The organism is Vulcaniibacterium thermophilum, from assembly GCF_007923255.1.
Taxonomy (GTDB): domain Bacteria; phylum Pseudomonadota; class Gammaproteobacteria; order Xanthomonadales; family Xanthomonadaceae; genus Lysobacter_F; species Lysobacter_F thermophilum.
Window position 1 is genome coordinate 155,875 of the sequence record NZ_VOHJ01000001.1, and the last position, 24,535, is coordinate 180,409.

The following is a 24,535-nucleotide window of genomic DNA, read 5'->3' on the forward strand; positions in this document are numbered from 1 at the left end:
GGCCGCCGGCATGGGACCGGCGGCCTTCACGACTTACGGCATCGACGCGGTGTAGGTCACGCGGCCGTTCTGGGTGTTCACGCCGCCGTAAGTACCGGGGGCGACGACCGCCGCGTTGCTGTAAGTGTACGTCCACTGCGCGCCGCGGTTGATGACGCGGCCGGACGTCGGGGTCAGGTTGAGGCTGGTGGTCGTGCCGTCGGCCAGGGCCGGATGCATGAGCTGCTCGCTGACACCCGCCAGGCTGGCCACCGAGGTGGCGATCGCGGCGTAGGAGATCGTGTCGCCCGCACCGTTGCTGAGCGCGCCGGTGGTGGTGGACGAGAAGGTGATCGCGCCGCCGTTGCCGATCAGGCGGGCGGTGACGGTGCCGTTGCCGAGGTCGCCGGAAGCGGCGGTGGCCGCGACCGCGGTGCCGTTGCCCACCTGCGCGGCCGGCACGTTGAAGTCGATCAGGTTGACCGCGGTGTTGTTGGCCATGGCGTTACCGGCGCCCACGCGCAGGTAGAGCACGCGCGGCACGGTGATCTGGAAGTCGAGCCGCGCATTGGCGGTCAGGGCGCCGTTGCCGGTGACGAAGTTGGACTCGGCATGGGCGAGGAACGGAGCGGCCAGCAGAGCGGCCGCCAGCAGAGACTTCTGGAAAACGCGCATTACGGTAACCCCCTGTGGATGGAAGCCGGGCTCGGCCTGGGCCGGCGGTAGGTCCGGCGCCACCCCGGCGGCCGATTGCGAACGGCGTCACATCGGCTTGCGGACCAAGCGCGAAATCTAAAAGGACGTGATTGGCGTGTCAAACCTTTGTCTTGTGATTGTGATCACGTAATGACGCGCTTCCGTCGCGCCGTGGAGGCGACGGGGTGCCGTCGCCCGCCCGCAGCCCCAGGTGGCCACCGGACGGCGGCCGGGCGAAATCGGCGATACTTGCCGGATGCCCGTGACCCTGAAGACTCCCGAAGAGATCGAGAAGATGCGCGCCGCCGGCCGCCTGGCGGCCGAGGTGCTGCAGGTGGTGGCCCCGCACGTCCGCCCCGGCGTGACCACCGCCGATCTGGACCGCATCTGCCACGATCACATCGTCAACGTGCAGAAGGCGATCCCGGCCAACGTCGGCTACAAGGGGTTTCCGGCGTCGATCTGCACCTCGGTCAACAACGTGATCTGCCACGGCATCCCGAGCCCGGCGAAGGTGCTGAAGGACGGCGACATCCTCAACATCGACGTCACCGTCATCAAGGACGGCTGGCACGGCGACACCAGCCGCATGTACTTCGTCGGCACGCCCTCGGTGATGGCCCGGCGCCTGGTGGAGGTCACGCGCGAGGCGATGTTCCGCGGCATCCGCGCGGTCCGGCCGGGCGCGACGCTCGGCGACATCGGCCATGCGATCCAGAGCTTCGTCGAGAGCGAGCGCTTCTCGGTGGTGCGCGAGTACTGCGGCCACGGCATCGGCCGGGTCTACCACGAGGAACCGCAGGTCCTGCACTACGGGCGGCCCGGCGAGGGGCTGGTGCTCAAGCCGGGGATGACCTTCACCATCGAGCCGATGGTGAACGAGGGCAGCCGGCATACCCGCCTGCTTCCGGATGGCTGGACCGTGGTGACCAAGGACCGGAAGCTGTCCGCGCAGTGGGAGCACACGGTGGCCGTCACCGAGGACGGCGTGGAGATCCTCACCCGTCTGCCGGGCGACGACAACGACCTATGACCGACGCGACGGCCGGGCAGGCGGTCGGCTCCCAGGACGCGGGGAACTGGGCGGCACGGACCCGTGCCTGGCTCGCCGAGCACGACGCCGCCCTCGCGGCGCGCTTCGGCGCCGAGGTCCAGCTCGATGCGCTCACCGCCGCGCGCGCGGCGGCCGCCGACCGCGTGGTGCTCGAGGCCTGGCGCCGCTGCATCGCCGACGACGCGCCGCTGGCGCTGTTCGCGGTGGGCGGGTACGGCCGCGGCGAGCTGTTCCCGCACTCCGACATCGACCTGCTCGTGCTCGCCGACGAGGACGCGCAGGCGCGCCACCGCGAGGCGCTCGGCTGCTTCTTCGCGATGCTGTGGGACGTGCGCCTGCCGGTCGGCCATGCGGTGCGGTCGCCTGCGGCGTGCACGGAAGCGGCCGCCGACGACATCACGGTGCTGACCGCGATACTGGAGGCGCGCCAACTGGCGGGCCTTGCGTCCGCGCGCGAGGCGCTGCGGCAGGCGATCGCGCCGGAACGGGTGTGGCCGGCGCGCGCGTTCTTCTTCGCCAAGCGCGACGAGCTGCGCGCCCGCCACGCGCGCTACGGCGACACCGCCGACAACCTCGAACCGAACGTGAAGGAGGGCCCCGGCGGCCTGCGCGACCTGCAGACGCTGCGCTGGATGGCGCTGCGCATCGCCGGCACGCCCGACCTGCAGTCGCTGGTGGCGCTGGGGCAGCTCGGCCAGGACGAATACGCCACGCTCGATCGCCAGCGGCTCGTGCTCTCGCGGCTGCGCTTCGGCCTGCATCTGGTCGCCGGCAAGCGCGAGGAGCGCCTGCGCTTCGACCACCAGAAGGCGCTGGCCGCGCGGCTGGGCCACGTGGACGATGCCGACACGCTCGCGGTCGAGCGGATGATGCAGGAGTTCTACCGCGCCGCCGCGCTGGTGATCCGCATCGGCGACCGCCTGCTGCAGCGGTTCGAGGAGCAACTGGAAGGCGAGGGCGCGCCGACGCCGATCGACGATGCGTTCGAGCTGCGCCGCGGCTACGTCGCCGCGCGCGATCCGCGATGGCCGCGCACGCCGGCCGACGTGTTCGCGCTGTTCTCGGTCTGGGCCGGACGCGACGACGCCCGCGGCCTGCATTCGCGTACCGCGCGCGCGCTGGCCGAAGCGTTGCCATCGATCCCGGCCTACGACGCCGCGCCGCCGGAACTGCGCGCGCGCTTCCTGCAACTGCTGCGCGGCCCGCAGCCGGTGGAGTCGTTGACGCGGATGGCGCGGCTGGGTGTGCTCGGCCGCTGGATTCCGGCCTTCGCGCAGGTCTCCGGCCGCATGCAGTTCGACCTGTTCCATGTCTACACGGTCGATCAGCACACGCTGGCGGTGCTGAAGAACCTGGCGGCGTTCGCCTCGGGCGAGCGCGACGAGCGCTTCGCGGTCGCGCACGAAGTCTGGCCGCAATTGCGCAAACCGGAGCTGCTGCTGCTCGCCGGTCTGTTCCACGACATCGGCAAGGGCCGGGGCGGCGATCATTCCGAGCTCGGCGCGGTGGACGCGCGCGCGTTCTGCGAGGCGCATGGGCTGTCGGAAGCCGACACCGCGCTGGTCGAATGGCTGGTGCGGCATCACCTGCTGATGTCGGTGACCGCGCAGAAGCAGGACATCGCCGACCCCGAGGTGATCCACCGCTTCGCGTCGAAGGTGGCCGACCGCGAGCGGCTCGACCATCTCTACCTGCTCACCTGCGCCGACATCGCCGGCACCTCGCCGAAGCTGTGGAACGCCTGGAAGGACCGGCTGCTGGCCGATCTGCACACCGCCACCCGACTGGCGTTGCGGCGAGGGCTGGAGAACCCGGTGGCGGAGGCCGAGCGCAGCGCCGAGACGCGCGCGCAGGCCGCCGCGCTGCTGCGCGCGCAGGGCGTCGCCGACGCGGAAATCGAAACGCTGTTCGCGCGCATGCCGGAGGTGTCGTTCCAGCGCGCGCGGCCGGATCAGATCGCCTGGCATGCCGAGGTCATCCGCGACGCCGCGGCCGGCGACACCCGCGTCGCCGTGCGGGCGCTCGGGGCGCAGCAGACCGCGTTCGAGGTGTTCGTGCATTCGCCCGATCGCGACGGCCTGTTCGCGGCGATCGTCGCCACCCTCGACCGCGGCGGCTACGCGATCCAGCAGGCGCGCATCCTCGACGGGCCGCACCACGCGGTGTTCGACACGTTGCTGGTGGTGCCGGTGGAGCCGCAGCGGGCGGTGCCGCCGGAAACCCTGCGCGCCGAGCTGGAACGCGTGCTGGCCGGCGCGCTCGAACACGTGCGCCCGCCGCGCCGCGCGCAGCCGCGCCATCTGCGCCATTTCCGCATCGCGCCGCAGATCGCCTTCGACGACGCGCCGAACGGGCGCACGCTGATGAGCCTGGTCTGCACGGACCGGCCCGGCCTGCTCGCCGATGTCGCGCAGACGCTGCGCGCCCAGGGCCTGCGCGTGCACGACGCGCGCATCGCCACCTTCGGCGAGCGCGCCGAGGACGTGTTCCAGATCACCGACCGCGCCGATCGGGCGCTGGATCCCGCTCAACAGCAGGCGCTGCGCGAGGCGCTGATCGCCTGCCTCGACCCTGGAGTGAACCGATGAGCATCGACAAGACGCCCGCCAAGCGCGTGCGGAAGAAGGCCGTGCCGAAAGGGCCGGGCCGCGAGGAACTGAAGTTCATGGTGGAGAGCGCGTTCGAGCGCCGCACCATGCTCACGCTCGACGAGATCGAGGGGTCCACCCGGCCGACCGTGGAGCGCGTGATCGCGGGCCTGGAGAGCGGCGAGTTCCGCGTCGCCGAGCCCGACGGCCAAGGCGGCTGGACGGTCAACGAGTGGCTGAAGAAGGCGGTGCTGCTGTACTTCCGCGTCAACGACATGCAGGTGATCGATGCGCAGCCGGCGCCGTTCTGGGACAAGGTGCCGGCGCGCTTCGGCGGCTTCGGCGAGAACGACTTCCGCAAGCTCGGCGCGCGCGTGGTGCCCGGCGCGATCGCGCGCCGCGGCGCCTACATCGGCAAGGACGTGGTGCTGATGCCGAGCTTCGTCAACATCGGCGCCTACGTCGGCGAGGGAACGATGGTGGACACCTGGGCCACGGTCGGTTCCTGCGCGCAGATCGGCAAGCACTGCCACCTGTCCGGCGGCGCCGGCATCGGCGGCGTGCTGGAGCCGCTGCAGGCCTCGCCGACGATCATCGAGGACCATTGCTTCATCGGCGCGCGCTCGGAGATCGTCGAAGGCGTGGTGGTCGGCCACCACAGCGTGATCGGCATGGGCGTGTTCATCGGCCAGAGCACGCGCATCTACAACCGCATGACCGGCGAGATCGGCTACGGCTACGTGCCGCCGTACAGCGTGGTGGTCTCCGGCCAGCTTCCGGCGAAGGACGGCTCGCACTCGCTGTACTGCGCGGTGATCGTCAAGCAGGTCGACGCCAAAACGCGCGCGAAGACGTCGATCAACGATCTGTTGCGCGGCTTGGCGGAGTGAGTTTTGCCACGGATCGGCACGGATGAACGCGGATCGATGCCTCGCGCGTACAGGCAGCGCCGGGACGGCCCCGCGACGGCAGACGCTGATAACGCAGTAGGAAGAAGGGATCCGCGTTCATCCGCGAAAATCCGTGGCTGAACTCCCCTGTCTGCACCGAGGAAATCGAGAGATGGTGACCCTGTACGGCCTCGCCAACTGCGACACCTGCCGGAAGGCGCGCAACTGGCTGACGCGCTTCGGCATCGAGCACGCGTTCGTGGATTACCGCGAGCAGCGCGTGGCGCCGGAGACACTGGTCGCGTGGAAGGACGAGCTGGGCGGCTGGGATGCGATGGTCAACAAGGCCTCGCCGACCTGGCGCAACCTGCCGCCGGCGCGCAAGACGCCCGGTTCCGACGCCGAGTGGAAGCTGCTGCTGAAGGAGTACCCGCAGTTGATCCGCCGCCCGGTGGTGGTGACCGACGACGGCGCAGTGACCCAAGGCTTCAGCGACAACGGCTTCAAAAAGCGGTTCGGCGTGGCGTAGGGCGGGTCTCGACCCGCCGACAACGGGCTGGGGAGATGGGATGCGGTCCGTAGGTCGGGCTGAGCGCAGCGAAGCCCGACGCCGGGCCGGTGCGTGAGAGGGATGGGAGTGTTGGGCTTCGCCTTCGGCTCAGCCCAACCTACGGATTCACTCCTGACGGGCGGGTCTCGACCCGCCGACAACGGGCGGGTCCCACCGCCCTGCGGAGATGCGATGAGCGACGTGTTCGACCTCACCTGTGAGCTGATCGCGCGGCCTTCGATCACGCCCGACGACGCCGGCTGCCAGGGGCTGATCGCGCGGCGGCTGGAAGCCCGCGGATTCCGCTGTGAAGCGCTGCGCTTCGGCGCGGTCGACAACCTGTGGGCGGTGCACGGCGAGAGCGGTCCCACGCTGGTGCTGCTCGGCCATACCGATGTGGTGCCGCCGGGGCCGCGCGAGGCGTGGTCGAGCGATCCGTTCGTGCCCCAGGTGCGCGACGGCCTGCTGTACGGCCGCGGCGCGGCCGACATGAAGGGCAGCGTGGCGGCGTTCGTGGTGGCGCTGGAGCGCTTCGTCGTCGCGCATCCCGGGCACACGGGCCGGGTCGCGCTGCTGCTGACCTCGGACGAGGAGGGCGACGCCATCGACGGCGTGCGCCGGGTCGCCGAGATGTTCCGCCAGCGCGGCGAGCGCATCGACTGGTGCGTGACCGGCGAGCCCTCCTCGAAGGCGACGCTCGGCGACCTGCTGCGCGTCGGGCGGCGCGGTACGTTGTCGGCGACGCTCACCGTGCACGGCATCCAGGGCCACGTGGCGTATCCCGAGAAGGCGCGCAATCCGATCCACAAGGCGTTGCCGGCGCTGGCGGAACTCGCCGCGCGGCGCTGGGACGAGGGCTACGAGAGCTTCCCGCCGACCAGCCTGCAGATCAGCAACGTGCACGCCGGCACCGGCGCCAACAACGTCATTCCCGGCGAGCTGCAGGTGCTGTTCAACCTGCGCTTCAACCCGCACTGGAGCGCGCCGCGCCTGGAACAGGAATGCGAGGCGGTGCTGCGCGCGCACGGGCTCGACTACGCGATCCACTGGCACCGCGGCGGCGAGCCGTTCTACACGCCCGAAGGCCCGCTGCGCGCCGCCGCGCGCGAGGTGCTGGCGGCTTTCGCCGGCAGCGCACCCGACGAGAGCACCGGCGGCGGCACGTCGGACGCGCGTTTCATCGCGCCGCTTGGCGCGCACTGCGTCGAGATCGGCCCGGTCAACGCCAGCATCCACAAGGTCGACGAGCACGTGCGGGTGGCCGATCTGGAGCGGCTGCCCGCGCTGTACCTCGCCTTGATCGAGCGCCTGCTGCTGCCGTCCTGAGCGGCGCGGTCAGGCTTCGCGCGCGAGCAGGCGGCGGATCGGCGCCGGCATCCCGTACTCCGGCAGCGCGAGCGGTTCGACCCAGCGCAGGTCGTCGGCATCGCGCACCCCGGGCGGCGCCGCGACGCCGCGCAACCGCCGCGGATGCAGCCGCAGGCGGTAGTGGCTGAAGCCGTGTTCGATCGGCGGCAAGGGCTCGGCGTCGCGGCAAACGCGCCCGTGCGCGGCCAGCCACGCGGCCGCCGCCGCCTCGTCGTCGAACTGCGGCAGCGACCACAGCGCGGCCCACACGCCGGTGGGCGGCCGGCGCGCCAGCAGCACGCGGCCGGACGCGTCCTCCAGCCACAGCAGGATGGCCTCGCGCTGCGGCAATGCCCTGTTCGGCCGCGGCGTCGGCAGTTCGGCGGTGCGGCCCTCGATGCGCGCCACGCAGTCGGCCTGCAGCGGGCACAGCGCGCAGGCCGGATCGCGGGTGCAGATCGTCGCGCCGAGATCCATCTGCGCCTGCGTGTAGTCGGCCAGCCGCGCGTGCGGCAGGTGCGATTCGGCCAGCGCCCACAGCCGCTTCTCCACCGCCGGCAGTCCGGGCCAGCCGTCGATGCCGTGATAGCGCGCCAGCACGCGTTTGACGTTGCCGTCGAGGATCGCGTGCCGCTCGCCCCAGGCCTGGGTGAGGATCGCCGCGGCGGTGCTGCGGCCGATGCCGGGCAGTGCGGTCAGCGCCTCGGGATCGCGCGGCAGTTCGCCGCCGTGCCTGTCCATGCACACGCGCGCCGCCGCGTGCAGATTGCGCGCGCGGCTGTAGTAGCCCAGCCCCGACCACAGCGCCAGCACCTGGTCCAGCGGTGCGGCGGCGAGCGCGGGCAGGGTCGGCAGCGCGTCGACGAAGCGCAGGAAGTAGGGGATCACCGTCCTCACCTGCGTCTGCTGCAGCATGATCTCCGACAGCCAGACGCGGTACGGCGTGCGCGGGTGCTGCCACGGCAGATCGTGGCGGCCGGAGACGTCGAACCAGCGCAGGAGGCGAGCGGCGAAGTCGTCGCGCGCGGTCATGGCGCGGCGTCGCCCAGTTCGATCTCCACGCCTTCCAGCGTCGCGCCTGCGACCTCCAGCCGCGGCGCGCGCAGGCGGCCGTCGAGCGGCGGCAGCGGCGATTGCGTCAGGCCCGCATCCAGCCAATCCAGCACCGCCGGCAGGCGGAAGCGGGCGTCGAAGGTGGCGGCGTCGCGCGCCAGGTGCAGCTCGACCGGCGCGGCGAGGTCGGTCGGGCCGGCATAGCGCAGCGCGAACGGCAGCGGCGCATCCGATGGCCCGACCGGCGCGGGCAGCGCCGGCCAGGTGTCGGGCCAGTCGGCGAGCGCGCCTCGCAGGTCCAGCCGCAGCGTCTCGCCGACACCGAGCGCGCCGCGCGCGCGCAGCACCGGCATCAGCGCGGGAGCGACGCCCTCCTGCGGGCGCAGCGCGATCGTCGCCGGTTCCATCGCAAGCCTCCCGTCGGCGAACGCGAGCGGCCCGTACGCCCCCACGCGGAACGGAACCGTCGCCTCGTGCGCGAGGTAGCGCGCGGCCACGCCGAGGCGCAGCGGGCGCACGGCGAAACCGCCGTCGGCCGCGTGCAGCGCGCCGCTCGCCGTCAGCCAGGCCGGCATCGCCCAGGTCGCGGTTTCCACGCGCACCGTGCCGTCGAGCCGCACGGGCGTCGGCAGAGTCGCGCGATCCACCCGGCCCTCGAGCGCGAAGTCGGCCGCCAGCGCGCCGCCCACGTAGCGCCCGCGCACCTCGCCCTCGAGCGCGAGGTCGCCGCCGTAGCGCGGCACGTCGAGGGTGATGCCCTCCACGCGCCAGCCTTCGCCGCGCAGTACGCCGTGCTCGACCGCAAGGCCGTCGGTGAGGACGAACACGCGTCCGGGCTCGGTCGGAGGGCGCGCGGCCAGCCAGCGTTGCAGCGCGGGAAGGTCGATCTCCGGCGCGTCCAGTTCGATCCGTGTCACCACCAGCGGCGCGCCGCGCGTGCGCAGCGTGCGCCACGGCAGTTCGACGTGGACGCGACGGGCGCGCAGCAGCGGCACCGACTCGCCGGGCCGGCGCGCGACCACCTCGCGCAGCGTGATGCTCGGCGCGCCGCGCCAGGTGTACTCGCTGACGCCTTCGGCGGTGATCGCAAGATCCAGCGCCTTGCCGAGCTGCGCCACCACCAGCCCGGCGACCTGCGGCGGCCGCGTCAACCAGACCAGCGCGAGCGCCAGCGCGGCGAGCAGCAGCGCGAGCGCGATCCAGCGCCGGCGCGGGCGCGGGCGGTCGGGTCCGGCGTCGCGGGCGGGCGCGTCGGGATGCACGGATCGGGGATCAGCCGCCGTTGCCGAGCGCTTCCGGCAGCAGCGCGTCGACGAACGCTTCGGCGTCGAACACGCGCAGGTCTTCCGGCCGCTCGCCGATCCCCGCGAACCGGATCGGGATGCCGAACTCGCGCGCCAGCGCGAACAGCACGCCGCCCTTGGCGGTGCCGTCGAGCTTGGTGACGACCAGGCCGGTGACGTTGACCGCGGCATGGAACTGGCGAAGCTGCGAGATCGCGTTCTGCCCGGTGGTGCCGTCGAGCACCATCAGCACCTCGTGCGGTGCGGCCGGATCGAGCTTGCCGAGCACGCGGCGGATCTTGCCCAGCTCGGCCATCAGACCCTGCTGGGTGTGGAGGCGGCCGGCGGTGTCGGCGATCAGCACCTCGGTGCCGCGCGCCCTGGCCGCCTGCAGCGCATCGAACGCGACCGAGGCGGCGTCGGCGTTCTGGCCCTGGGCGACGACCGGCACCCCGTTGCGTTCGCCCCACGCCTGCAGTTGCGCGACCGCAGCGGCGCGGAAGGTGTCGCCCGCGGCCAGCATCAGCGAGCGGCCTTCGCTGCGGAACCGGTGCGCCAGCTTGCCGATGGTGGTGGTCTTGCCGACGCCGTTGACGCCGACGGTGAGGATCACGAACGGCCGCGCCTGCGCATCGATCGCCAGCGGCCGGGCCACCGGCGCGAGCATCGACACCAGCTCGGCGCGCAACGCCGCAAGCAGCGCGTTGGCGTCGGCGAACTCGCGCGCCTTCATCCGCTTGCGCAGCGTCTCGACCAGTTGCGTGGTCGCGGCGACGCCGACGTCGGCGGTGATCAGCGCGGTTTCGATCTCGTCGAGCAGATCGTCGTCGAGCTTCGGATTGCGCGAGAACAGGCCGGCGAACGTGCGCGCGAATGCGGTGCCGCGCAGCCGCTCGCGCCAGCCCGGCTTGCCGGGCGCGGCCGGGGCGGCTGCAGCTTCGGGAGCGGGCGCGGGCGTGGGCTCGGACACGGTCGGCGCGATCGCGGCGACGTCCGGCGTCGCCGGCTGCGCGGGGGGCGGAGCGGCGGCGGGCGCGGAGCGCTCGGCCGCGGGCGCTGCGACCGCCGCGACGTCCTCGACCGGCGCCGCGGGCGCCGGCGCGGCAGGTTCGGATGCTTCGGCTGCCGGCGTATCGCGCTGCGCGTCCGGAAACGCGGCGGCGAGTTCCTCGATGCTGTAGCGACGCTCGCCTTCCGGCTTCTTGCGGCGGAAAAAACTGACCATCGAAGCGGAGGGGGACGATGGGGGAGAATGGCGGCAATGCTAACACCCGACCTGGGAGCCCCCCGATGAACCGACCGCGCGCGGGCGGCGCGCCGGGCAAGGTGCGCCTGATCGCCGGACGCTGGCGCGGCACGCGGCTGGCGGTGCCCGACGCGCCGGGGTTGCGCCCCACGTCCGACCGCGTGCGCGAGACGCTGTTCAACTGGCTGATGCCCGCGCTGCCCGGCGCGCGCGTGCTCGACCTGTTCGCCGGCAGCGGCGCGCTCGGCCTGGAGGCGGTCTCGCGCGGCGCCGCGCATGCGACGCTGATCGAGCGCGACGCGCGTCTGGCGCAGGCCTTGCGCGACACCGTGGCCCGTCTGCCCGGCGGCGATGCGGTGCGGGTGCTTCCGGCCGACGCGCTTGCGTGGTTGCGCCAGCCCGCCGAGCCCGCGCCGCCGTACGACATCGCCTTCGTCGATCCGCCGTTCGCCGCCGGCCTGTGGCCCGAGGTGCTCCAGCGCCTGCCCGCGCGTCTTGCGCCGCAGGCATGGTTGTATCTGGAATCGCCGGTCGACCTTGCGCCCGCTCCGGACGCCGACTGGCGCCTGCATCGCGAAGGCCGCACGCGCGAGGTGCGCTACGCGCTGTACCGGCGGGCGGCGTCCGCGGGCTGATACACTCCGGCGCGAGCCGGCGGGCGCCGGCGACCGAGTCCTCCATGAGTCCGGCCCGTCATCGCATCGCGGTCTATCCCGGCACGTTCGACCCCATCACCAACGGCCACATCGACCTGGTGGACCGTGCCGCGCCGCTGTTCGAGAGGATGGTGATCGGCGTGGCGGCCAGTCCCGGCAAAGGCCCGGCGCTGCCGCTCGAGCTGCGCGTGGAGCTGGCGCGGCAGGCCGTGGCACGCCACGCCAACGTCGAAGTGCGCGGCTTCACCGGACTGCTGGCGCACTTCGTTTCCGAGATCGGCGCCGGCGTGCTGCTGCGCGGCCTGCGCGCGGTGTCCGACTTCGAGTACGAGTTCCAGATGGCGAGCATGAACCGTCATCTCATTCCCGACGTGGAGACGCTGTTCCTCACCCCCGCGGAGCAGTACGGCTTCATCTCCTCCTCGCTGGTGCGCGAGATTTCCCGCCTGGGCGGCGATGTGTCAGGGTTCGTCCCGCCGGCGGTGGCCAGCGCGTTGCAGGCACACTGGCAACGCCATTCCTTCTGACCGACAAACCCGGGGACCGCATCCATGAAGACTTCCATCCGCCTGCTGCTGATCGCCTGCCTCTCGCTGCCCGCGCTGGCCGCGTGCAAGAAGGAGGAGGCCCCCCAGAAAGTCGAGAAGGCGCCGCTGACCGCGCCGGCCAGCGCCGACGACGAGAAGGCGTGGGAGGCGTACGTGATCGACGTGGTGCAGCGCCGCGTCGAGGCCGACGGCCTCAACACCAACCCGTACGTCTACTTCCTGCCGCCGGAAAGCAAGCCGGGCTTCGAGGACGAGTACAACCGCCTGCTCGAGAAGGCCACCGCCGATGCCTCGCGCGGCATCACCGCCGGCAACATGCTCGTGTTCGCCTCGCCCTCGTCGGCGAAGATGGCCGACCTGGTGGTGGCGGCGTTCGCCAAGGCGCAGGAAGGCTCGATGAAGGGCGTGAAGCTGTACTTCATCGGCAAGCCCGAGGATAGCGAGCGCGTCAAGGCGGCGGTGTCGCCGGCCGGCGTCGACTACGCCTTCATCGAAGCGAAGTGACGCACCGGCGCGTCCGCGCACAGCGCGGACGCCTGTGCCGGTGCGTCATCCCCGCGCAAGCGGGGATGCATGGACCTCGCACACGGCCGCCGCAAGGCGGCCGTGCTCTTTGCGCCCGTCCGCGCCTGGCGCGGCGCCTTTGCCGTGCGTCATCCCCGCGCCAGCGCACTGCCGTCCGGAATCCCGCCAGCCTTATTGCTCGAATATCCCCGCGTGGGACCTGAGCCTGTCGAAGGACCTGGCCTGTCGAACGATCGCGGGAACGACGACAGCGGGAGCAGTGGCCGCGGCCCGGCTCCTGAACGCTGTTTTCCCGATACGGCCCCCCCATCGCGCGGCCCGCGCGGGCGCGAGGTGCGACAATGGCGCGGTCTGCCGGCCGGTCCCACCATGGCGCTCAAGATCAACGAGACCTGCGTCAACTGCGACGTCTGCGAGCCCGCCTGCCCGAACCAGGCGATCTCGCAGGGCGAGGTCGTCTACGTGATCGACCCGTCGCGCTGCACCGAGTGCGTGGGTCACTACGACGAACCGCAGTGCGTCATGGTATGTCCGGTGGAGTGCATCGACCCCGACCCCGCGCATCCCGAGACGCAGGAGCAGCTGCTCGCCAAGCTCAAGCGGCTGCAGGAGACCGTGCCGTGAAGCCGACCGCCCGCCGCTGGATCTGGACCCTCTGGCTTCTGCTTGCGCTGCCCGCGTTCGCCGCGGAGTCGCCGCGCGCCACCCCGCCCGGCGCGGCGATCGCCAGCGCGCACGAGCTCGCCACCGAGGCGGGGCTTCGGATCCTGCGCGAGGGCGGCAATGCGTTCGACGCCGCGGTGGCGGTATCGGCCACGCTGTCGGTGGTCGAGCCGGTCAGCTCGGGACTGGGCGGCGGCGGCTTCTTCCTGCTGCACGACGCGCGCAGCGGCCGCGACGTGTTCGTCGACGCGCGCGAGGTCGCGCCGCGCTCGGCCTCGCCGCAGGCCTATCTCGACGCCGCCGGCGAGCTCGACCGCGACCGCGCCGTCAACGGCCCGTGGGCCGCGGGCATTCCCGGGCTGCCCGCCGCGCTGGTGCACATCGCCGGCAAATACGGACGGCTGCCGCTCGCGCGTTCGCTGCAACCGGCGATCCGCATCGCGCGCGACGGCTTCCCGGTGTACGCGCGTCTGGCCGACGGCTACCGCAGCCGCAGCAAGGTGATGGAACGCTACCGCGGCACGCGCGAGGTGTTCCTGGCCGACGGCGATCCGCCCGAGGAAGGCGAACTGCTGAAGCAGCCGGACCTTGCGCGCACGCTGGAGAAGCTGGCGCGCGAGGGCTTCGACGGCTTCTATCGCGGCGAGGTGGCGCGCCGCCTGCTGGCCGGCGTCCGCGCCGAGGGCGGGCGCTGGAACGCCGAGGAGCTGGCCGCCTACCGGGTCAAGGAACGCGAGCCGCTGCGGTTCGAGTACGACGGCTGGCAGGTGGTCACCGCGCCGCCGCCGTCCTCCGGCGGCATCGCGCTGGCGCAGATGCTGCAGATCCTCGAGCCGTGGGATCTCGCCGGCCTGTCCGAACCGCAGCGCGTGCATCTCACCGTCGAGGCGATGCGCCGTGCCTACCGCGACCGCACGTTCTACCTCGGCGATCCCGACTTCGTGCAGGTGCCGGTCGCCCTGTTGACCAGCCCCGACTACGCCGCGGGCCTGCGCGCGACGATCCATCCGCAGAAGGCCACCCCGAGCGCGCTGCTGTCGGGCGCGCCGACGCCGCTCGAGGACGAGGAGACCACCCACTTCTCGATCATCGATGGCGAAGGCAACCGCGTCGCCGCCACCCAGACCGTCAACCTCACGTACGGCTCCGGATTCATTCCGCGCGGCACCGGCGTGCTGCTCAACAACGAAATGGACGACTTCGCGCTGCGCCCGGGCACGCCCAACGCGTTCGGCGTGATGGGCTTCGAGGCCAACGCGCCGGCGCCGGGCAAGCGCATGCTCAGTTCGATGACGCCGACCTTCCTGGTGTCCCGCGACCGGATCGCGGTGCTGGGCACGCCGGGCGGCAGCCGCATCATCACGATGGTGCTGCTCGGCATCCTCGGCTATGCGGACGGGCTTTCGCCGCAGCAGGTCGCGGCGCTGCCGCGCTACCACCACCAGTGGCTGCCGGACGCGATCCAGATCGAGACCGGCGCGCTACCGCCGGCGACGATCGCCGCGCTGCAGGCGATGGGGCACACCGTGCGCACGCCGGTGGATCCCTCCGAAGGCCGCGGCTCCAGCCACGTCTGGGGCAACCTGCAGACGGTGATGTGGGACCTGCGCGCGGGCACGCTCGAGGGCGGTACCGATCCGCGCAATCCGGTCGGCAAGGTCGGCCTGCTGCCGGCCGCCGCGCAGCAGGCGCGCGCCAGCGCGCGCTGAGCGGGTTTATCGGCGCGCGCCGATCGCCGATCATGTCGAAGGCGCTTTCGTAGGACGCATCGCGATGAAACTCTGGTCGGTTCTCGGCAACAGTCAGAAGCTCGACGGCGGCGCGATGTTCGGCAACGCGCCGCGCGCGATGTGGGCGCGATGGGCCAGCCCCGACGAGCACAACCGCATCGATCTCGCCTGCCGCGCGCTGCTGGCCTCCCCGCTGGCCGGCAGGACGGTGCTGTTCGAGGCCGGCATCGGCGCGTTCTTCGAACCGAAGCTGCGCGAGCGCTACGGCGTCAACGAGGACCGCCACGTGCTGCTCGATTCGCTCGCCGCCGCCGGCTTCACGCCCGAGGACATCGACGTGGTGGTGCTTTCGCACCTGCATTTCGACCATGCCGGCGGCATCCTCGCGCCGTGGCGGGAAGGGCAGCCGCCGCGGCTGGTGTTCCCGAACGCCACCTACCTCGTAGGCCGCCGGCACTGGGAACGCGCCCGCGCGCCGCATCCGCGCGACCGCGCCAGCTTCATCGCCGAGCTGCCGGCGCTGCTGGAGGCGAGCGGGCGGCTGGAGCTGGTGGACGGCGAATACTCGCGCACGCTCGGCAGCGCGGTGCGCTTCCATTTCAGCGACGGCCATACGCCGGGGCTGATGCTGGCCGAGATCGTCGGACCGGAAACCGTGGACGGCCAGCCGCACGGCGGCGTCGTGTTCTGCGCCGACCTCATTCCGGGGCGGCCGTGGGTGCACGTGCCGATCACCATGGGCTACGACCGCAACGCCGAGCTTCTGATCGACGAGAAGCAGGCGTTCCTGCAGGACAAGCTCGAGCGCAACGTGCACCTGTTCTTCACCCACGATCCCGGCTGCGCGCTGGCCCAGGTGGTGCGCGACGAGAAGGGCCGCTTCGCCACCGCGCACGAGGTGGCGGAGCTGAAGGCGCGGACGCTCGCGGCATGATCCCGCGGCACGGCGCGCTGCTGGCCGTGCTGCTCGCGCTGGCGCCGGCGGCGGCGGCGCAGACGCCCGGCGCTTCCGGCGGCGCGCAGCCGGTCGGCGAGCCGCAAGCGGGCGAGGTGCTGCGCGACCGCGAGTTCGGCGTGAGCGCGCGCGCCTTCGGCCTGCAGCGCGACGTCGAGATGTTCCAGTGGCGGCGCACGCCCTACGGGTACGTGCAGGAGTGGAGCGCGGGGGTGATCGCGTCCGACGCGTTCGACCCCGCCTATCGCAACCCCGACGAGATGCCGCTGCCCGGCCGCATCTGGTGGTCCCGGCAGGTGACGCTGGACGGGCGCCCGGTATCGCCCGACGTGCTGCGCGCGTTCGGCGAATGGCGCAGCTTCCGGCCCTCGTTCAGCCGCCTGCCGGCCAATCTCGCCGCGACCTTCCAGCCGGACGGCGACGGCCTCAGCAGCGCGGAGAACCCGTTGCGGCCGCAGATCGGCGATCTGCGCATCACCTGGCGCAGGCTCCACCTGCCGCCGCTGCGGGGCAAGGTGACGCTGCGCGACGGCGTCTGGGTACCGGTACCGACGCCGGAGGCCGCGCCGGCCGCCGCCTCGAGCCTGCCCGCGGCCGCGCCGGAGCCCGCCGGATGGCGCTGGCGCGGCTGGTACTGGTTGCCGCTCGCGCTCCTCGCCTTCGGCGGGGCGATGGCGCTGCGGCGCGGGCGGGGACGCCGCCCTCAGTGACCCATGACCATTCGCGCCGCCGAGGGAGCGTCCGGGGGGATCAGACGGTCTCGCGCCGGCTCCCGTGTCTGGACGAGGGACTCGGCGAGGACTTCGAGTTGCCGATAGCGTTCCTCCGCCGGCATCGCCAACGCCTCCCGCGTCGACATGTGCGTGCGGTTGGCCGCCGGATCGGGCGAAGCGGTCGGCCTGTCGCGCCATAGATGCACGATCTCGCCCGCCGCGTAGCGGTCGGTCGGCAGGTTGAAGGCCAGACGCAGCTCGTCGTCGGCGCCGAACCCGTTCGCCTTCGCCATGACCAGCGCGCTGGCGAGCAGCCGCTCGCTGTGTTCGTCCCAGCCCTTGCCGGCGGCCCGGTCGAGTTCGCGCACGCGGTCCTGCATCTTCACCCACAGCGCGTGATCGGGATGGTCTGCATCGGCCGGCGTGCCGGCCACCATGCGTGACCGCGCCTCGTGCAGTTCCGGTGTGCGGCGAGGGGCGCTGCCGCGGAACTCGATAAGACGTGATCGTCCGTCGCTGATATCGACGATCTCGAACGGCGCCTCCGCTGCAAGCCTCATCGGCATCGCACGCAGCCGTTTGGCATCCAGGCCCAAGCGGGCGAGATCGATCCGGTTGTCGGTGACCGGCCGCAGTGGATCGTCGGCGCGCAGGGCCAATTCACGGTCGGCGATCAGCCGCATCGCGCTGGCGGCGTAGTGATGGCGGTAATGGGGGTTGGCGTCGAAGTGGCAGCGCGCGATCGCGGCCAGGTTCTCGGGGGTGGGGCGGACCGACTGGGTAGCGGGGTCGAAGGTGACGCCGGGTTTGAAGCGATATCGATTGTCAGCGCCAATCTCAACACACGCCGAAGTCTGTCGTAGGCGTTCCGCAAGATCCACCTCAGTGACAGGACCATTGCCTTCGCGCCGGATGCGATCGGCCAGAGTGTTGATGCCGTCCAGCTCGGCCAATGCTTCCATCCGCCGTCCGAAAGCGATGTAGTCGCCGACGAAGGCGGTCCACTCGCGCGGCCCCTTGCTCTGCCCGAAAGCCTGCGCGCGATCCAGCATCCTGGCATCGAACCCGTTGATTTCGTCGAGCTGCAAGGCGTGGCGCGTTTCATGGGCCAGCACATCGACGACTTTGTCGAGGCTTTCCTGGTTGATCGGGGCGCCGAACAGGGCTGGGTGCAGCCTGATCTCGCGGTAGTGCGGGTCGTATTCGCCGTAAACCGTCGCACTGGGCGGCAACAGCCGAAACGAGGCCAGACGGCCGGTACGCATCGCCTCGGTCATCGCACGGTTCAGTTCGGGGGAGGCGCTTACCGCCTCGGCGATCATCCGCAACTGGTGTGCGTTGGCCCCTGCCCGCTGGAAGCGGTGGAACGGAGTGTCTACTCCCGGCCCGGTCATCGCGCACTCCCCTCAGCAGGGATAACGAAACTCATCACCACCCGATCGACGCAGGCCTCGTCGTAGTTGGCTTCATCCATCTCCTGCGGTCGCAGGAAGTAGTAGTACGTATTGAGAACGAGCGGAGGACGGCTGAAGGTCCAGGAGTACGCGCGATCCCCAGTGGCGGTGAGATTGCGCGCTTCGAAGCCCCGCGCCAGCAGTGCATCATGCAACTGGCGGAACGGGAAGGTGCAGGTCGGCGCAACCCCGTTTGAGCTGCTCAGCTCTGGAACGTAAACATCGAACGCGACCCTGCGATCCGCCTTCGAATAGGTCATAAGCTTGAAGGCGTAGTGCCAGCCGCCTGTGGTTCGGCCGGCGATCATGGTCATCCTGACCGAGCCATCGTGCTGCTGGAGCGGCAGTCCGATCGCCCGTTCGATATGGCCGCGATTGAGGTCGGTCTCGTCGCGCAGGCTGTCGATCAGGCCCATCAGCTTGCGCCACACCTGCTCCGGCGTTAGTTGGGGGCCATCGGGTGGTTCGGGAGTTGGCGGTCTGGTGTCGGGTGCGATCATGGGGCGTCCTTCCGTGGGCGTTGGGGTCGCAACCGGGACTGGCTCGAAGCGAGCCGCTTCAACATCAGGCGCACCGGCCGCTGTGCAAGCCGTGATCGCCAGGAGCATGCACAGCATCAGCCCGGCCTCGACCTTCAATGGGGTGCTATCGGGCATGTCCTTGTGCCTTGCTCGGGTCAGGTCATGGTAGGTGACGGAGGAACCCCATTGTCAAACGCAGCGCCTTCGGCCTTGGCGTGGATCAGGCACGGCATCGGGTCACGATATGTCCGTCAGGCTGCGGAGGCGGCGGCGCTCACGACGCCGTCGTCGTACGGCCGGGCAGGGGCCTGCGCCCCGCCGCGATCGCCTCGCCGGGGCGGAAACCGGGTGCGCCGCGCGTGCGGCCCTGCGCGCCTACCAGTCCGACCCGCACAGCACCTCGACGCCCTCGCGGCCGCCGATGGCGGTGCGCAACAGGGCGACCAGCGCGCCGGCTTCCGGGTGCTCGCGCTCGATGGCCTCCAGCGAGATCGCATCGACCCAGTAATCGTGGTCGTGCGGGCCTTCCTTCTCCAGCGCCGCGACCAGGATCGCGTGCTCCTCGGGCGTGATCACGCCGATCGGCGTACCGGTGTCCTTGTCGATGAGCTGGATCATCGGGCCTCCTCGCCGGTCAGGCGGCGGCGGCCTGCTCCAGTCGCGGACCTTCGCGCAGGGCGCGGCCGACCATGCCCACCACCAGTTCCAATTCTTCGCTGGTGATGGCGAAGTGCGGCGTGAAGCGCAGCGAATTCACGCCGCCGTGGATCACGCCGATGCCGCGCTCGCGCAGCCATTCCTCGATCGAGCCCGCGCCGTAGCACTTGAACACGGGCGCCAGCTCGCAGGAGAACAGCAGCCCGGTGCCCTGGACCTTGGTGATCAGGCCGCCCGACTCGTTCTTCAGCGCCTCCAGGCGCTCGATCGCCTCGCGGCCGCGTTCGCGGATGTTGGCGCGCAGTTCCGGGGTGAGTTGCGACAGCACCGCGGCCGCCACGTCCATCGCGCGCGGATTCGCGGTCATGGTGTTGCCGTACACGCCCTTGCGGTACAGCGAGGCGGCGCGCTCGTTCACCGCCAGCACCGACAGCGGATACTGGCCGGCGTTGAGCGCCTTCGAGTAGGTCTCCATGTCGGGCGCGTCCAGGCCCTCGAAGCCCGGGTAGTCGACGATCGACAGCACGCCCTGCGCGCGCAGGCCGGCCTGGATCGAATCCACCAGCAGCAGCGTGCCGTGCTCGCGCGTCAGCTCGCGCGCGGCGGCGTAGAACTCGGGCGGCACGCTGCGGCCCGGATCGCCTTCGCCCATCACCGGCTCGAGGAACATCGCCTCGATCGTGTACCCCTGCGTGTCCGCCTCGGCGAACGCCCGGCGCAACTGGTCGATGTCATACGGCTCGATGGTGATCAGCTCGCCCTCGCGGCGCATGAAGCTGGCGAGGTACTTCGCGTAGGTCGGCCGGGTGGAGTCCGAATACTGCGCCGGCAGCTCGGTGCGGCCGTGGAACGCGCCCTTGATGGCGATGCGCTTCACCGCGCGGCCGGCGTGACGGCCGCCCGCCTCGATGTTCAGTCGGGTGTTGACGTCGGCGATGCGGCCGGCGAGCGAGACCGATTCCGAACCCGAGTTCAGGCACAGGAACGCCGCGTACGGGCAGCCGCCGCGGCTGTGGCCGATCTCGCGGCGCAGCGCGCGGGTGAGGCGGAGCTGGGCGAGGTTCGGCGTCATCACGTTCGCCATCGCTTGCGGACGCGCCATCGCCTCCAGCACCGGCGCCGGGGTGTGGCCGAAGCCGAGCATGCCGTAGCCGCCGGAGTCGTGGATCACCGCGCCCTTGAGGGTCACGATCCACGGTCCGCGCGCGACCAGCGCGACGTACGGGTTGACGTTGTCGTCGGCGTAGAAATTGACGAAGTCGGCCTGCACCGCACGCATCTGGGCGTCCTCGTCGAGGTCGAGCAGGTCGGCGAACTCGGCGCGGATGCGCGCGTATTCGGCGGGAGCCGCCTCGATCGCCGCCGCAAGGTCGGGATCGCGCGCGGCGAACCGCAGCACGGTCGCATCGTCCAGACCGGACGTGCGCCGGCGGCCGGCATGGGCGCGCAGCGGGGCGAGCTTGTCGAGCAGGGTCATGGCGTCCTCCCGGCGGAAAAAGGGGTATCGGCGTATTATCCGGAACGATTCGTCGTTCGATAGCTGGCAATTGGACGAATCAACGGACAATTCCGTGCAGATCGACGAAACGAGGCGGCCAGAATGCGACTTTCCGCGACCGACCGGCAACTGCTCGCGCTGCTGCGCGAGGACGCCCGCGCGCCGGTGGCCGAGCTCGCGCGCCGGCTGAAGCTGTCGCGCACGACGGTGCAGAGCCGGATCGAGCGCCTGCAGCGCGAGGGCGTGATCGCCGGCTACACCGTGCGCGTGCACGACGAGGCCGAACGCAGTTGGATCCGCGCCTGGATCATGATCACCGTGCTGCCCAAGCAGATGCCGGCGGTGGTGGAGGCGCTGCGGGCGATGCCGGAGGTGCGGTCGCTGCATTCGGTCAGCGGCCCGTTCGATCTGATCGCGCTGGGCACGGTGCCGACGGTGGGCGAGATGGACGAGCTGACCGATCGCATCGGCGCACTGGACGGCGTGGAGCGCACCACCTCGTCGATCGTCCTCTCCGCGAAGTTCGAGCGCTGAGGCCGAAGCCTTCGCCCGGCGAAAGACCACTGCTGTCCGGAGAACATGGGTGGCAGCGGCATGAGGGCGGCGCCGTGCGCGAGTACGCGGCAGTCTGCGCGCATGGCGACCTGTCACGCGTGGCGTCGTGCGGCTGGACGCTCGTGAGGTTTCTCCTCCCCCTGCTCGCAGGGGGAGGTCGGGAGGGGAGCCAACGGTTACGCCCGGATGCCTGTTTTCGTCGTTCCCGCGAAAGCGGGAACCGATGGACGTTGGCTGCAGCATGGGTGACGTCCATGGATCCCCGCTTGCGCGGGGATGAGAGCGCGACGGCCGGCTGGATTCCGCGCAGCAGTGGGCGAAAGCCGGAACCCGTTCTCGTCCGTGCGACGCCCTCCCATCGCGGCCCGAGCTGGCGGACGCTTTCAGCGACGAGCCACCGCCCCCAGCCCGTACAATGGCCGGTTCCGTAGCCCCTCGTTCCCCGGCCGGTGAAGAAATCCGACTTCGACTACGAACTGCCGCCCGAGCTGATCGCGCAGGCGCCGCTGCCCGAGCGCGCGGCGAGCCGCCTGCTGGTCGTGCCGGCCGGCGATGCGCCGTTCGAGGACCGCGTGTTCCGCGATCTGCCGTCGCTGCTGGCGGCGGGCGACCTGCTGGTGTTCAACGACACCCGCGTGATCCCGGCGCGGCTGTTCGGGCAGAAGGCCACCGGCGGGCGGGTCGAGATTCTGATCGAGCGCCTGCTCGGCGGCTTTGACGCGCGCGCGCAGATCGGCGCGAGCAAGCCGCCCAAAGCGGGCTCCCGCATCGCGCTGGACGCCGGCGGCGAAGCGGAGGTGATCGAGCGCGAGGGCGAGTTCTATCGCCTGCGTTTCCACGTGCCCGAATCGCTGGAGCAGTGGCTGCTGCACGCCGGCCAACTGCCGCTGCCGCCCTACATCCAGCGCGCGCCGGGCGCGGACGACGCCGAGCGCTACCAGACCGTGTTCGCGCGCCAGCCGGGTGCGGTCGCCGCGCCCACCGCCGGCCTGCATTTCGACGAGCCGCTGCTGGCGACGCTGCGCGAGCGCGGCATCGAGTTCGGCCACGTCACCCTGCACGTCGGTGCGGGGACGTTCCAGCCGGTGCGCGTGGAGGACGTGCGCCAGCATCGGATGCACAGCGAATGGCTCAACGTCGGCGCCGAACTGGTCGAGCAGGTGCGGCGCACGCGCGCCCGCGGCGGGCGGGTGATCGCGGTCGGCACCACGGTCGTGCGCGCGCTGGAGAGCGCGATGCGCGACGGCGAATTGCAGCCGTTCGCCGGCGAGACGCAACTGTTCATCTTCCCCGGTTACCGCATCCGCTCGATCGACGCGCTGATCACCAACTTCCACCTGCCGCAGAGCACGCTGCTGATGCTGGTCTCCGCGTTCGCCGGTCGCGAGCGGGTGCTGGCGGCGTACCGCCACGCGGTGCAGGCGCGCTACCGGTTCTTCTCCTACGGCGACGCCATGCTGCTGTGGCCGGGAGAGGCGTGATGTCGCGGACGGCGTTCGAGCTGCTGGGCACCGACGGCGTCGCGCGCCGCGGGCGGCTGACGTTTCCGCGCGGCACGGTGGAGACGCCGGCGTTCATGCCGGTCGGCACCTACGGCACGGTCAAGGGGGTGCTGCCGCACCAGGTGCGCGAGCTGGGCGCGGAGATCATCCTCGGCAACACGTTCCACCTGTACCTGCGCCCCGGGCTCGACGTCATCGCCGACCACGGCGGCCTGCACGGCTTCGCGCGCTGGGACGGGCCGATCCTGACCGACTCCGGCGGCTTCCAGGTCTTCTCGCTGGCGCACCGGCGCAGGATCACCGAACAGGGTGTCACCTTCGCCTCGCCGGTGGACGGCAGCAGGGTGTTCCTCGGCCCCGAGGAGAGCATGCGCATCCAGCGCGTGCTCGATTCGGACATCGTGATGATCTTCGACGAGTGCCCGCCGGTGCACGTGGACGGCAAGCCGGTCGACCCGCGGGTGGTGGAGCGCTCGATGGAGCTGTCGCTGCGCTGGGCCGAGCGCAGCAAGCGCGCGCACGAGGGCAACGACGCCGCGCTGTTCGGCATCGTGCAGGGCGGGGTGCACCACGAGCTGCGCACGCGCTCGGCCGAGGGGCTCAAGGCGATCGGCTTCGACGGCTACGCGATCGGCGGGCTGGCGGTCGGCGAGACCGAGGCCGAGCGCAACGCGATGCTCGAGCACACCTGCCCGCAGTTGCCGGAAGACCGCCCGCGCTATCTGATGGGTGTGGGCCGTCCCGAGGACCTGGTCGAGGCGGTCGCGCGCGGCGTGGACATGTTCGACTGCGTGATGCCCACCCGCAACGCGCGCAACGGCCACTACTTCACCCGCTTCGGCGTCGTGCGCGTGCGCAACGCGAAGTACGAGCGCGACACCCGGCCGATCGAGGAGGGCTGCGACTGCGTGGCCTGCGCCGGCGGCTACACGCGCGCCTACCTGCGGCATCTGGACCGCTGCGGCGAGATGCTCGGGCCGATGCTCGGCACCCTGCACAACCTGCGCTACTACCAGCGGCTGATGGCGCAGATGCGCGAGGCGATCGCGCACGGCCGTTTCGCCGAGTTCCGCGCCCGGTTCCACGCCCTGCGCCGCGCGGGCGAGGGTGCGGCATAGGCGGTCAGGCCCGTAAGCGGGACCCATCGGCCTTCGCTGCAGCTTGCGTGACGTCCATGGATCCCCGCCGCTCATCCCGATCCTGTCGAAGGAATGCGGGGATGACGGGCGAAGGGCAGGGAGGCGGGTCTTCCCGACGGCATGGGCGCACGTGGGTTGCCGACGCGCGATGCCCCACCGGCGTCGTCCCGGCGAAAGCCGGGACCCATTGTCGTGCTCCCGCCACATGCAGGCCCTTCGCCCGGTCGCGCAACGAAGCGCTGCGCGGCAACCCGCAAGCGCTCGCCCCGCCTCACGACGCGCGCGCACGCCTCCGCCCGGCGCCGTCGGAACCCACGCCCGGTGAAGCCGCCGTGTGCGTGGCATAATCCCCGGCTATTTTCCGTGCCGGACCCTCGCGATGAACCTGCTCGACCTCCTGATCGCTCCCGCCTACGCCCAGACCGCGCAGCCGCAGGGCGGCGGCCTCGGCATGCTGCTGCCGATGCTGATCATCCTGCCGATCATGTACTTCCTGATGATCCGGCCGCAGATGAAGCGCCAGAAGGAGCACCGCGCGATGCTCGAGAAGCTCGCCAAGGGGGACGAGGTGCTCACCAACGGCGGCATCGCCGGAACCGTCGCCGAGATCGGCGAGAACTTCGTCAGCGTCGAGATCGCCGAGGGCGTGCGCGTGCGCGTGCAGAAGGCCGCGATCGCCCACGTCCTGCCCAAGGGCACCTTGAAGTCGGCCTAAGTCGCCGCCACGCCCTGA

General features: G+C 71.4%; 24 protein-coding genes. 16 read left to right on the forward strand and 8 right to left on the reverse strand.

Annotated features, from left to right (window positions below; translation table 11 throughout):
- Positions 1–33: 33 nt before the first annotated feature.
- On the reverse strand, positions 34–654 hold the full coding sequence (locus tag FQY64_RS00740; RefSeq protein ID WP_146471790.1) for a hypothetical protein: 621 nt from the start codon (positions 652–654) through the stop codon (positions 34–36).
- 277 nt (positions 655–931) lie between these two features.
- On the opposite strand from FQY64_RS00740, the gene map reads away from it, so the two are divergent.
- The 5 genes from map (at position 932) to dapE (ending at position 7,083) form a co-directional block, all read left to right on the forward strand.
- Positions 932–1,708, forward strand: coding sequence for a type I methionyl aminopeptidase (map, locus tag FQY64_RS00745; RefSeq protein WP_146471791.1), 777 nt, complete (start codon positions 932–934; stop codon positions 1,706–1,708).
- Positions 1,705–4,317: a [protein-PII] uridylyltransferase gene (glnD, locus tag FQY64_RS00750; protein WP_146471792.1), complete on the forward strand. Its 2,613-nt coding sequence runs from the start codon at positions 1,705–1,707 to the stop codon at positions 4,315–4,317. The genes map and glnD overlap by 4 nt, the downstream gene beginning before the upstream one ends.
- Entirely contained in the window at positions 4,314–5,207 is an 894-nt protein-coding gene (gene dapD, locus FQY64_RS00755) for a 2,3,4,5-tetrahydropyridine-2,6-dicarboxylate N-succinyltransferase (protein ID WP_146471793.1), read from the forward strand. The genes glnD and dapD overlap by 4 nt, the downstream gene beginning before the upstream one ends.
- A gap of 172 nt (positions 5,208–5,379) precedes the next feature.
- Positions 5,380–5,736, forward strand: coding sequence for a Spx/MgsR family RNA polymerase-binding regulatory protein (locus FQY64_RS00760; RefSeq protein WP_146471794.1), 357 nt, complete (start codon positions 5,380–5,382; stop codon positions 5,734–5,736).
- Positions 5,737–5,949: 213 nt separating this feature from the next.
- A complete protein-coding gene (gene dapE, locus FQY64_RS00765; protein ID WP_146471795.1) occupies positions 5,950–7,083 on the forward strand; it encodes a succinyl-diaminopimelate desuccinylase in 1,134 nt (377 codons plus the stop codon).
- A gap of 9 nt (positions 7,084–7,092) precedes the next feature.
- Here dapE and mutY read toward each other — a convergent pair whose 3' ends face one another.
- From mutY to ftsY, 3 genes are read right to left on the reverse strand one after another with little or no spacing between them, the layout of a single operon-like run.
- Positions 7,093–8,136 (reverse strand): A/G-specific adenine glycosylase, encoded by a 1,044-nt coding sequence (gene mutY, locus FQY64_RS00770; protein ID WP_146471796.1) that lies wholly within the window; start codon positions 8,134–8,136, stop codon positions 7,093–7,095.
- The gene (locus FQY64_RS00775; RefSeq protein ID WP_146471797.1) at positions 8,133–9,419 is read right to left on the reverse strand and encodes an AsmA family protein; all 1,287 of its coding nucleotides are present in this window, start codon (positions 9,417–9,419) and stop codon (positions 8,133–8,135) included. Before FQY64_RS00775 ends, mutY begins: the two co-directional genes overlap by 4 nt.
- 10 nt (positions 9,420–9,429) lie before the next feature.
- On the reverse strand, positions 9,430–10,665 hold the full coding sequence (gene ftsY, locus FQY64_RS00780; RefSeq protein ID WP_146471798.1) for a signal recognition particle-docking protein FtsY: 1,236 nt from the start codon (positions 10,663–10,665) through the stop codon (positions 9,430–9,432).
- Between the two features lie 65 nt (positions 10,666–10,730).
- Between ftsY and rsmD the strand changes: the two genes are divergently transcribed.
- The 7 genes from rsmD to FQY64_RS00815 all read left to right on the forward strand — a co-directional run bounded on the left by rsmD (position 10,731) and on the right by FQY64_RS00815 (position 16,473).
- Positions 10,731–11,321 (forward strand): 16S rRNA (guanine(966)-N(2))-methyltransferase RsmD, encoded by a 591-nt coding sequence (gene rsmD, locus FQY64_RS00785; protein WP_146471799.1) that lies wholly within the window; start codon positions 10,731–10,733, stop codon positions 11,319–11,321.
- Positions 11,322–11,365: 44 nt separating this feature from the next.
- Entirely contained in the window at positions 11,366–11,869 is a 504-nt protein-coding gene (gene coaD, locus FQY64_RS00790) for a pantetheine-phosphate adenylyltransferase (RefSeq protein WP_146471800.1), read from the forward strand.
- 24 nt (positions 11,870–11,893) lie between these two features.
- On the forward strand, positions 11,894–12,394 hold the full coding sequence (locus FQY64_RS00795) for a hypothetical protein (RefSeq protein ID WP_146471801.1): 501 nt from the start codon (positions 11,894–11,896) through the stop codon (positions 12,392–12,394).
- 390 nt (positions 12,395–12,784) lie between these two features.
- Positions 12,785–13,039 carry a YfhL family 4Fe-4S dicluster ferredoxin gene (locus tag FQY64_RS00800; protein WP_146471802.1) on the forward strand — a complete coding sequence of 85 codons (255 nt, stop codon included), beginning with the start codon at positions 12,785–12,787 and terminating at the stop codon, positions 13,037–13,039.
- Between the two features lie 20 nt (positions 13,040–13,059).
- The gene (ggt, locus tag FQY64_RS00805; RefSeq protein ID WP_386112952.1) at positions 13,060–14,787 is read left to right on the forward strand and encodes a gamma-glutamyltransferase; all 1,728 of its coding nucleotides are present in this window, start codon (positions 13,060–13,062) and stop codon (positions 14,785–14,787) included.
- Positions 14,788–14,851: 64 nt separating this feature from the next.
- Positions 14,852–15,742, forward strand: a complete 891-nt coding sequence (locus tag FQY64_RS00810; protein ID WP_146471804.1) for an MBL fold metallo-hydrolase — start codon at positions 14,852–14,854, stop codon at positions 15,740–15,742.
- Positions 15,739–16,473, forward strand: coding sequence for a TMEM43 family protein (locus FQY64_RS00815; RefSeq protein ID WP_146471805.1), 735 nt, complete (start codon positions 15,739–15,741; stop codon positions 16,471–16,473). The genes FQY64_RS00810 and FQY64_RS00815 overlap by 4 nt, the downstream gene beginning before the upstream one ends.
- Here the strand turns inward: FQY64_RS00815 and FQY64_RS00820 are convergent.
- The 4 genes from FQY64_RS00820 to FQY64_RS00835 all read right to left on the reverse strand — a co-directional run bounded on the left by FQY64_RS00820 (position 16,467) and on the right by FQY64_RS00835 (position 20,585).
- Positions 16,467–17,798: an XVIPCD domain-containing protein gene (locus FQY64_RS00820; protein WP_146471806.1), complete on the reverse strand. Its 1,332-nt coding sequence runs from the start codon at positions 17,796–17,798 to the stop codon at positions 16,467–16,469. The genes FQY64_RS00815 and FQY64_RS00820 overlap by 7 nt on opposite strands.
- A gap of 68 nt (positions 17,799–17,866) precedes the next feature.
- Positions 17,867–18,586 carry a hypothetical protein gene (locus FQY64_RS00825; RefSeq protein WP_146471807.1) on the reverse strand — a complete coding sequence of 240 codons (720 nt, stop codon included), beginning with the start codon at positions 18,584–18,586 and terminating at the stop codon, positions 17,867–17,869.
- A 240-nt stretch (positions 18,587–18,826) separates the two neighbouring features.
- Entirely contained in the window at positions 18,827–19,069 is a 243-nt protein-coding gene (locus FQY64_RS00830; RefSeq protein WP_146471808.1) for a galactosyldiacylglycerol synthase, read from the reverse strand.
- Positions 19,070–19,085: 16 nt separating this feature from the next.
- Positions 19,086–20,585, reverse strand: a complete 1,500-nt coding sequence (locus tag FQY64_RS00835; RefSeq protein WP_146471809.1) for an aminotransferase class III-fold pyridoxal phosphate-dependent enzyme — start codon at positions 20,583–20,585, stop codon at positions 19,086–19,088.
- A 123-nt stretch (positions 20,586–20,708) separates the two neighbouring features.
- Here FQY64_RS00835 and FQY64_RS00840 point away from each other — a divergent pair, with 123 nt between their 5' ends.
- The 4 genes from FQY64_RS00840 (at position 20,709) to yajC (ending at position 24,517) form a co-directional block, all read left to right on the forward strand.
- Positions 20,709–21,140 (forward strand): Lrp/AsnC family transcriptional regulator, encoded by a 432-nt coding sequence (locus FQY64_RS00840; RefSeq protein ID WP_146471810.1) that lies wholly within the window; start codon positions 20,709–20,711, stop codon positions 21,138–21,140.
- 470 nt (positions 21,141–21,610) lie between these two features.
- Positions 21,611–22,642, forward strand: a complete 1,032-nt coding sequence (gene queA, locus FQY64_RS00845) for a tRNA preQ1(34) S-adenosylmethionine ribosyltransferase-isomerase QueA (protein WP_146471811.1) — start codon at positions 21,611–21,613, stop codon at positions 22,640–22,642.
- Positions 22,642–23,781 carry a tRNA guanosine(34) transglycosylase Tgt gene (gene tgt / locus FQY64_RS00850; RefSeq protein ID WP_146471812.1) on the forward strand — a complete coding sequence of 380 codons (1,140 nt, stop codon included), beginning with the start codon at positions 22,642–22,644 and terminating at the stop codon, positions 23,779–23,781. The genes queA and tgt overlap by 1 nt, the downstream gene beginning before the upstream one ends.
- Before the next feature lie 400 nt (positions 23,782–24,181).
- Complete coding sequence (yajC, locus tag FQY64_RS00855) at positions 24,182–24,517, forward strand: preprotein translocase subunit YajC (protein ID WP_146471813.1); 336 nt, start codon at positions 24,182–24,184, stop codon at positions 24,515–24,517.
- Positions 24,518–24,535: the final 18 nt, after the last annotated feature.

Coding starts and splice junctions, on each gene's coding strand:
- FQY64_RS00740 (WP_146471790.1), bottom strand. CDS start 654: ATGCGCGTTTTCCAGAAGTCTCTGCTGGCGGCCGCTCTGCTGGCCGCT.
- map (WP_146471791.1), top strand. CDS start 932: ATGCCCGTGACCCTGAAGACTCCCGAAGAGATCGAGAAGATGCGCGCC.
- glnD (WP_146471792.1), top strand. CDS start 1,705: ATGACCGACGCGACGGCCGGGCAGGCGGTCGGCTCCCAGGACGCGGGG.
- dapD (WP_146471793.1), top strand. CDS start 4,314: ATGAGCATCGACAAGACGCCCGCCAAGCGCGTGCGGAAGAAGGCCGTG.
- FQY64_RS00760 (WP_146471794.1), top strand. CDS start 5,380: ATGGTGACCCTGTACGGCCTCGCCAACTGCGACACCTGCCGGAAGGCG.
- dapE (WP_146471795.1), top strand. CDS start 5,950: ATGAGCGACGTGTTCGACCTCACCTGTGAGCTGATCGCGCGGCCTTCG.
- mutY (WP_146471796.1), bottom strand. CDS start 8,136: ATGACCGCGCGCGACGACTTCGCCGCTCGCCTCCTGCGCTGGTTCGAC.
- ftsY (WP_146471798.1), bottom strand. CDS start 10,665: ATGGTCAGTTTTTTCCGCCGCAAGAAGCCGGAAGGCGAGCGTCGCTAC.
- rsmD (WP_146471799.1), top strand. CDS start 10,731: ATGAACCGACCGCGCGCGGGCGGCGCGCCGGGCAAGGTGCGCCTGATC.
- coaD (WP_146471800.1), top strand. CDS start 11,366: ATGAGTCCGGCCCGTCATCGCATCGCGGTCTATCCCGGCACGTTCGAC.
- FQY64_RS00795 (WP_146471801.1), top strand. CDS start 11,894: ATGAAGACTTCCATCCGCCTGCTGCTGATCGCCTGCCTCTCGCTGCCC.
- FQY64_RS00800 (WP_146471802.1), top strand. CDS start 12,785: ATGGCGCTCAAGATCAACGAGACCTGCGTCAACTGCGACGTCTGCGAG.
- FQY64_RS00810 (WP_146471804.1), top strand. CDS start 14,852: ATGAAACTCTGGTCGGTTCTCGGCAACAGTCAGAAGCTCGACGGCGGC.
- FQY64_RS00815 (WP_146471805.1), top strand. CDS start 15,739: ATGATCCCGCGGCACGGCGCGCTGCTGGCCGTGCTGCTCGCGCTGGCG.
- FQY64_RS00820 (WP_146471806.1), bottom strand. CDS start 17,798: ATGATCGCCGAGGCGGTAAGCGCCTCCCCCGAACTGAACCGTGCGATG.
- FQY64_RS00825 (WP_146471807.1), bottom strand. CDS start 18,586: ATGCCCGATAGCACCCCATTGAAGGTCGAGGCCGGGCTGATGCTGTGC.
- FQY64_RS00830 (WP_146471808.1), bottom strand. CDS start 19,069: ATGATCCAGCTCATCGACAAGGACACCGGTACGCCGATCGGCGTGATC.
- FQY64_RS00835 (WP_146471809.1), bottom strand. CDS start 20,585: ATGACCCTGCTCGACAAGCTCGCCCCGCTGCGCGCCCATGCCGGCCGC.
- FQY64_RS00840 (WP_146471810.1), top strand. CDS start 20,709: ATGCGACTTTCCGCGACCGACCGGCAACTGCTCGCGCTGCTGCGCGAG.
- tgt (WP_146471812.1), top strand. CDS start 22,642: ATGTCGCGGACGGCGTTCGAGCTGCTGGGCACCGACGGCGTCGCGCGC.
- yajC (WP_146471813.1), top strand. CDS start 24,182: ATGAACCTGCTCGACCTCCTGATCGCTCCCGCCTACGCCCAGACCGCG.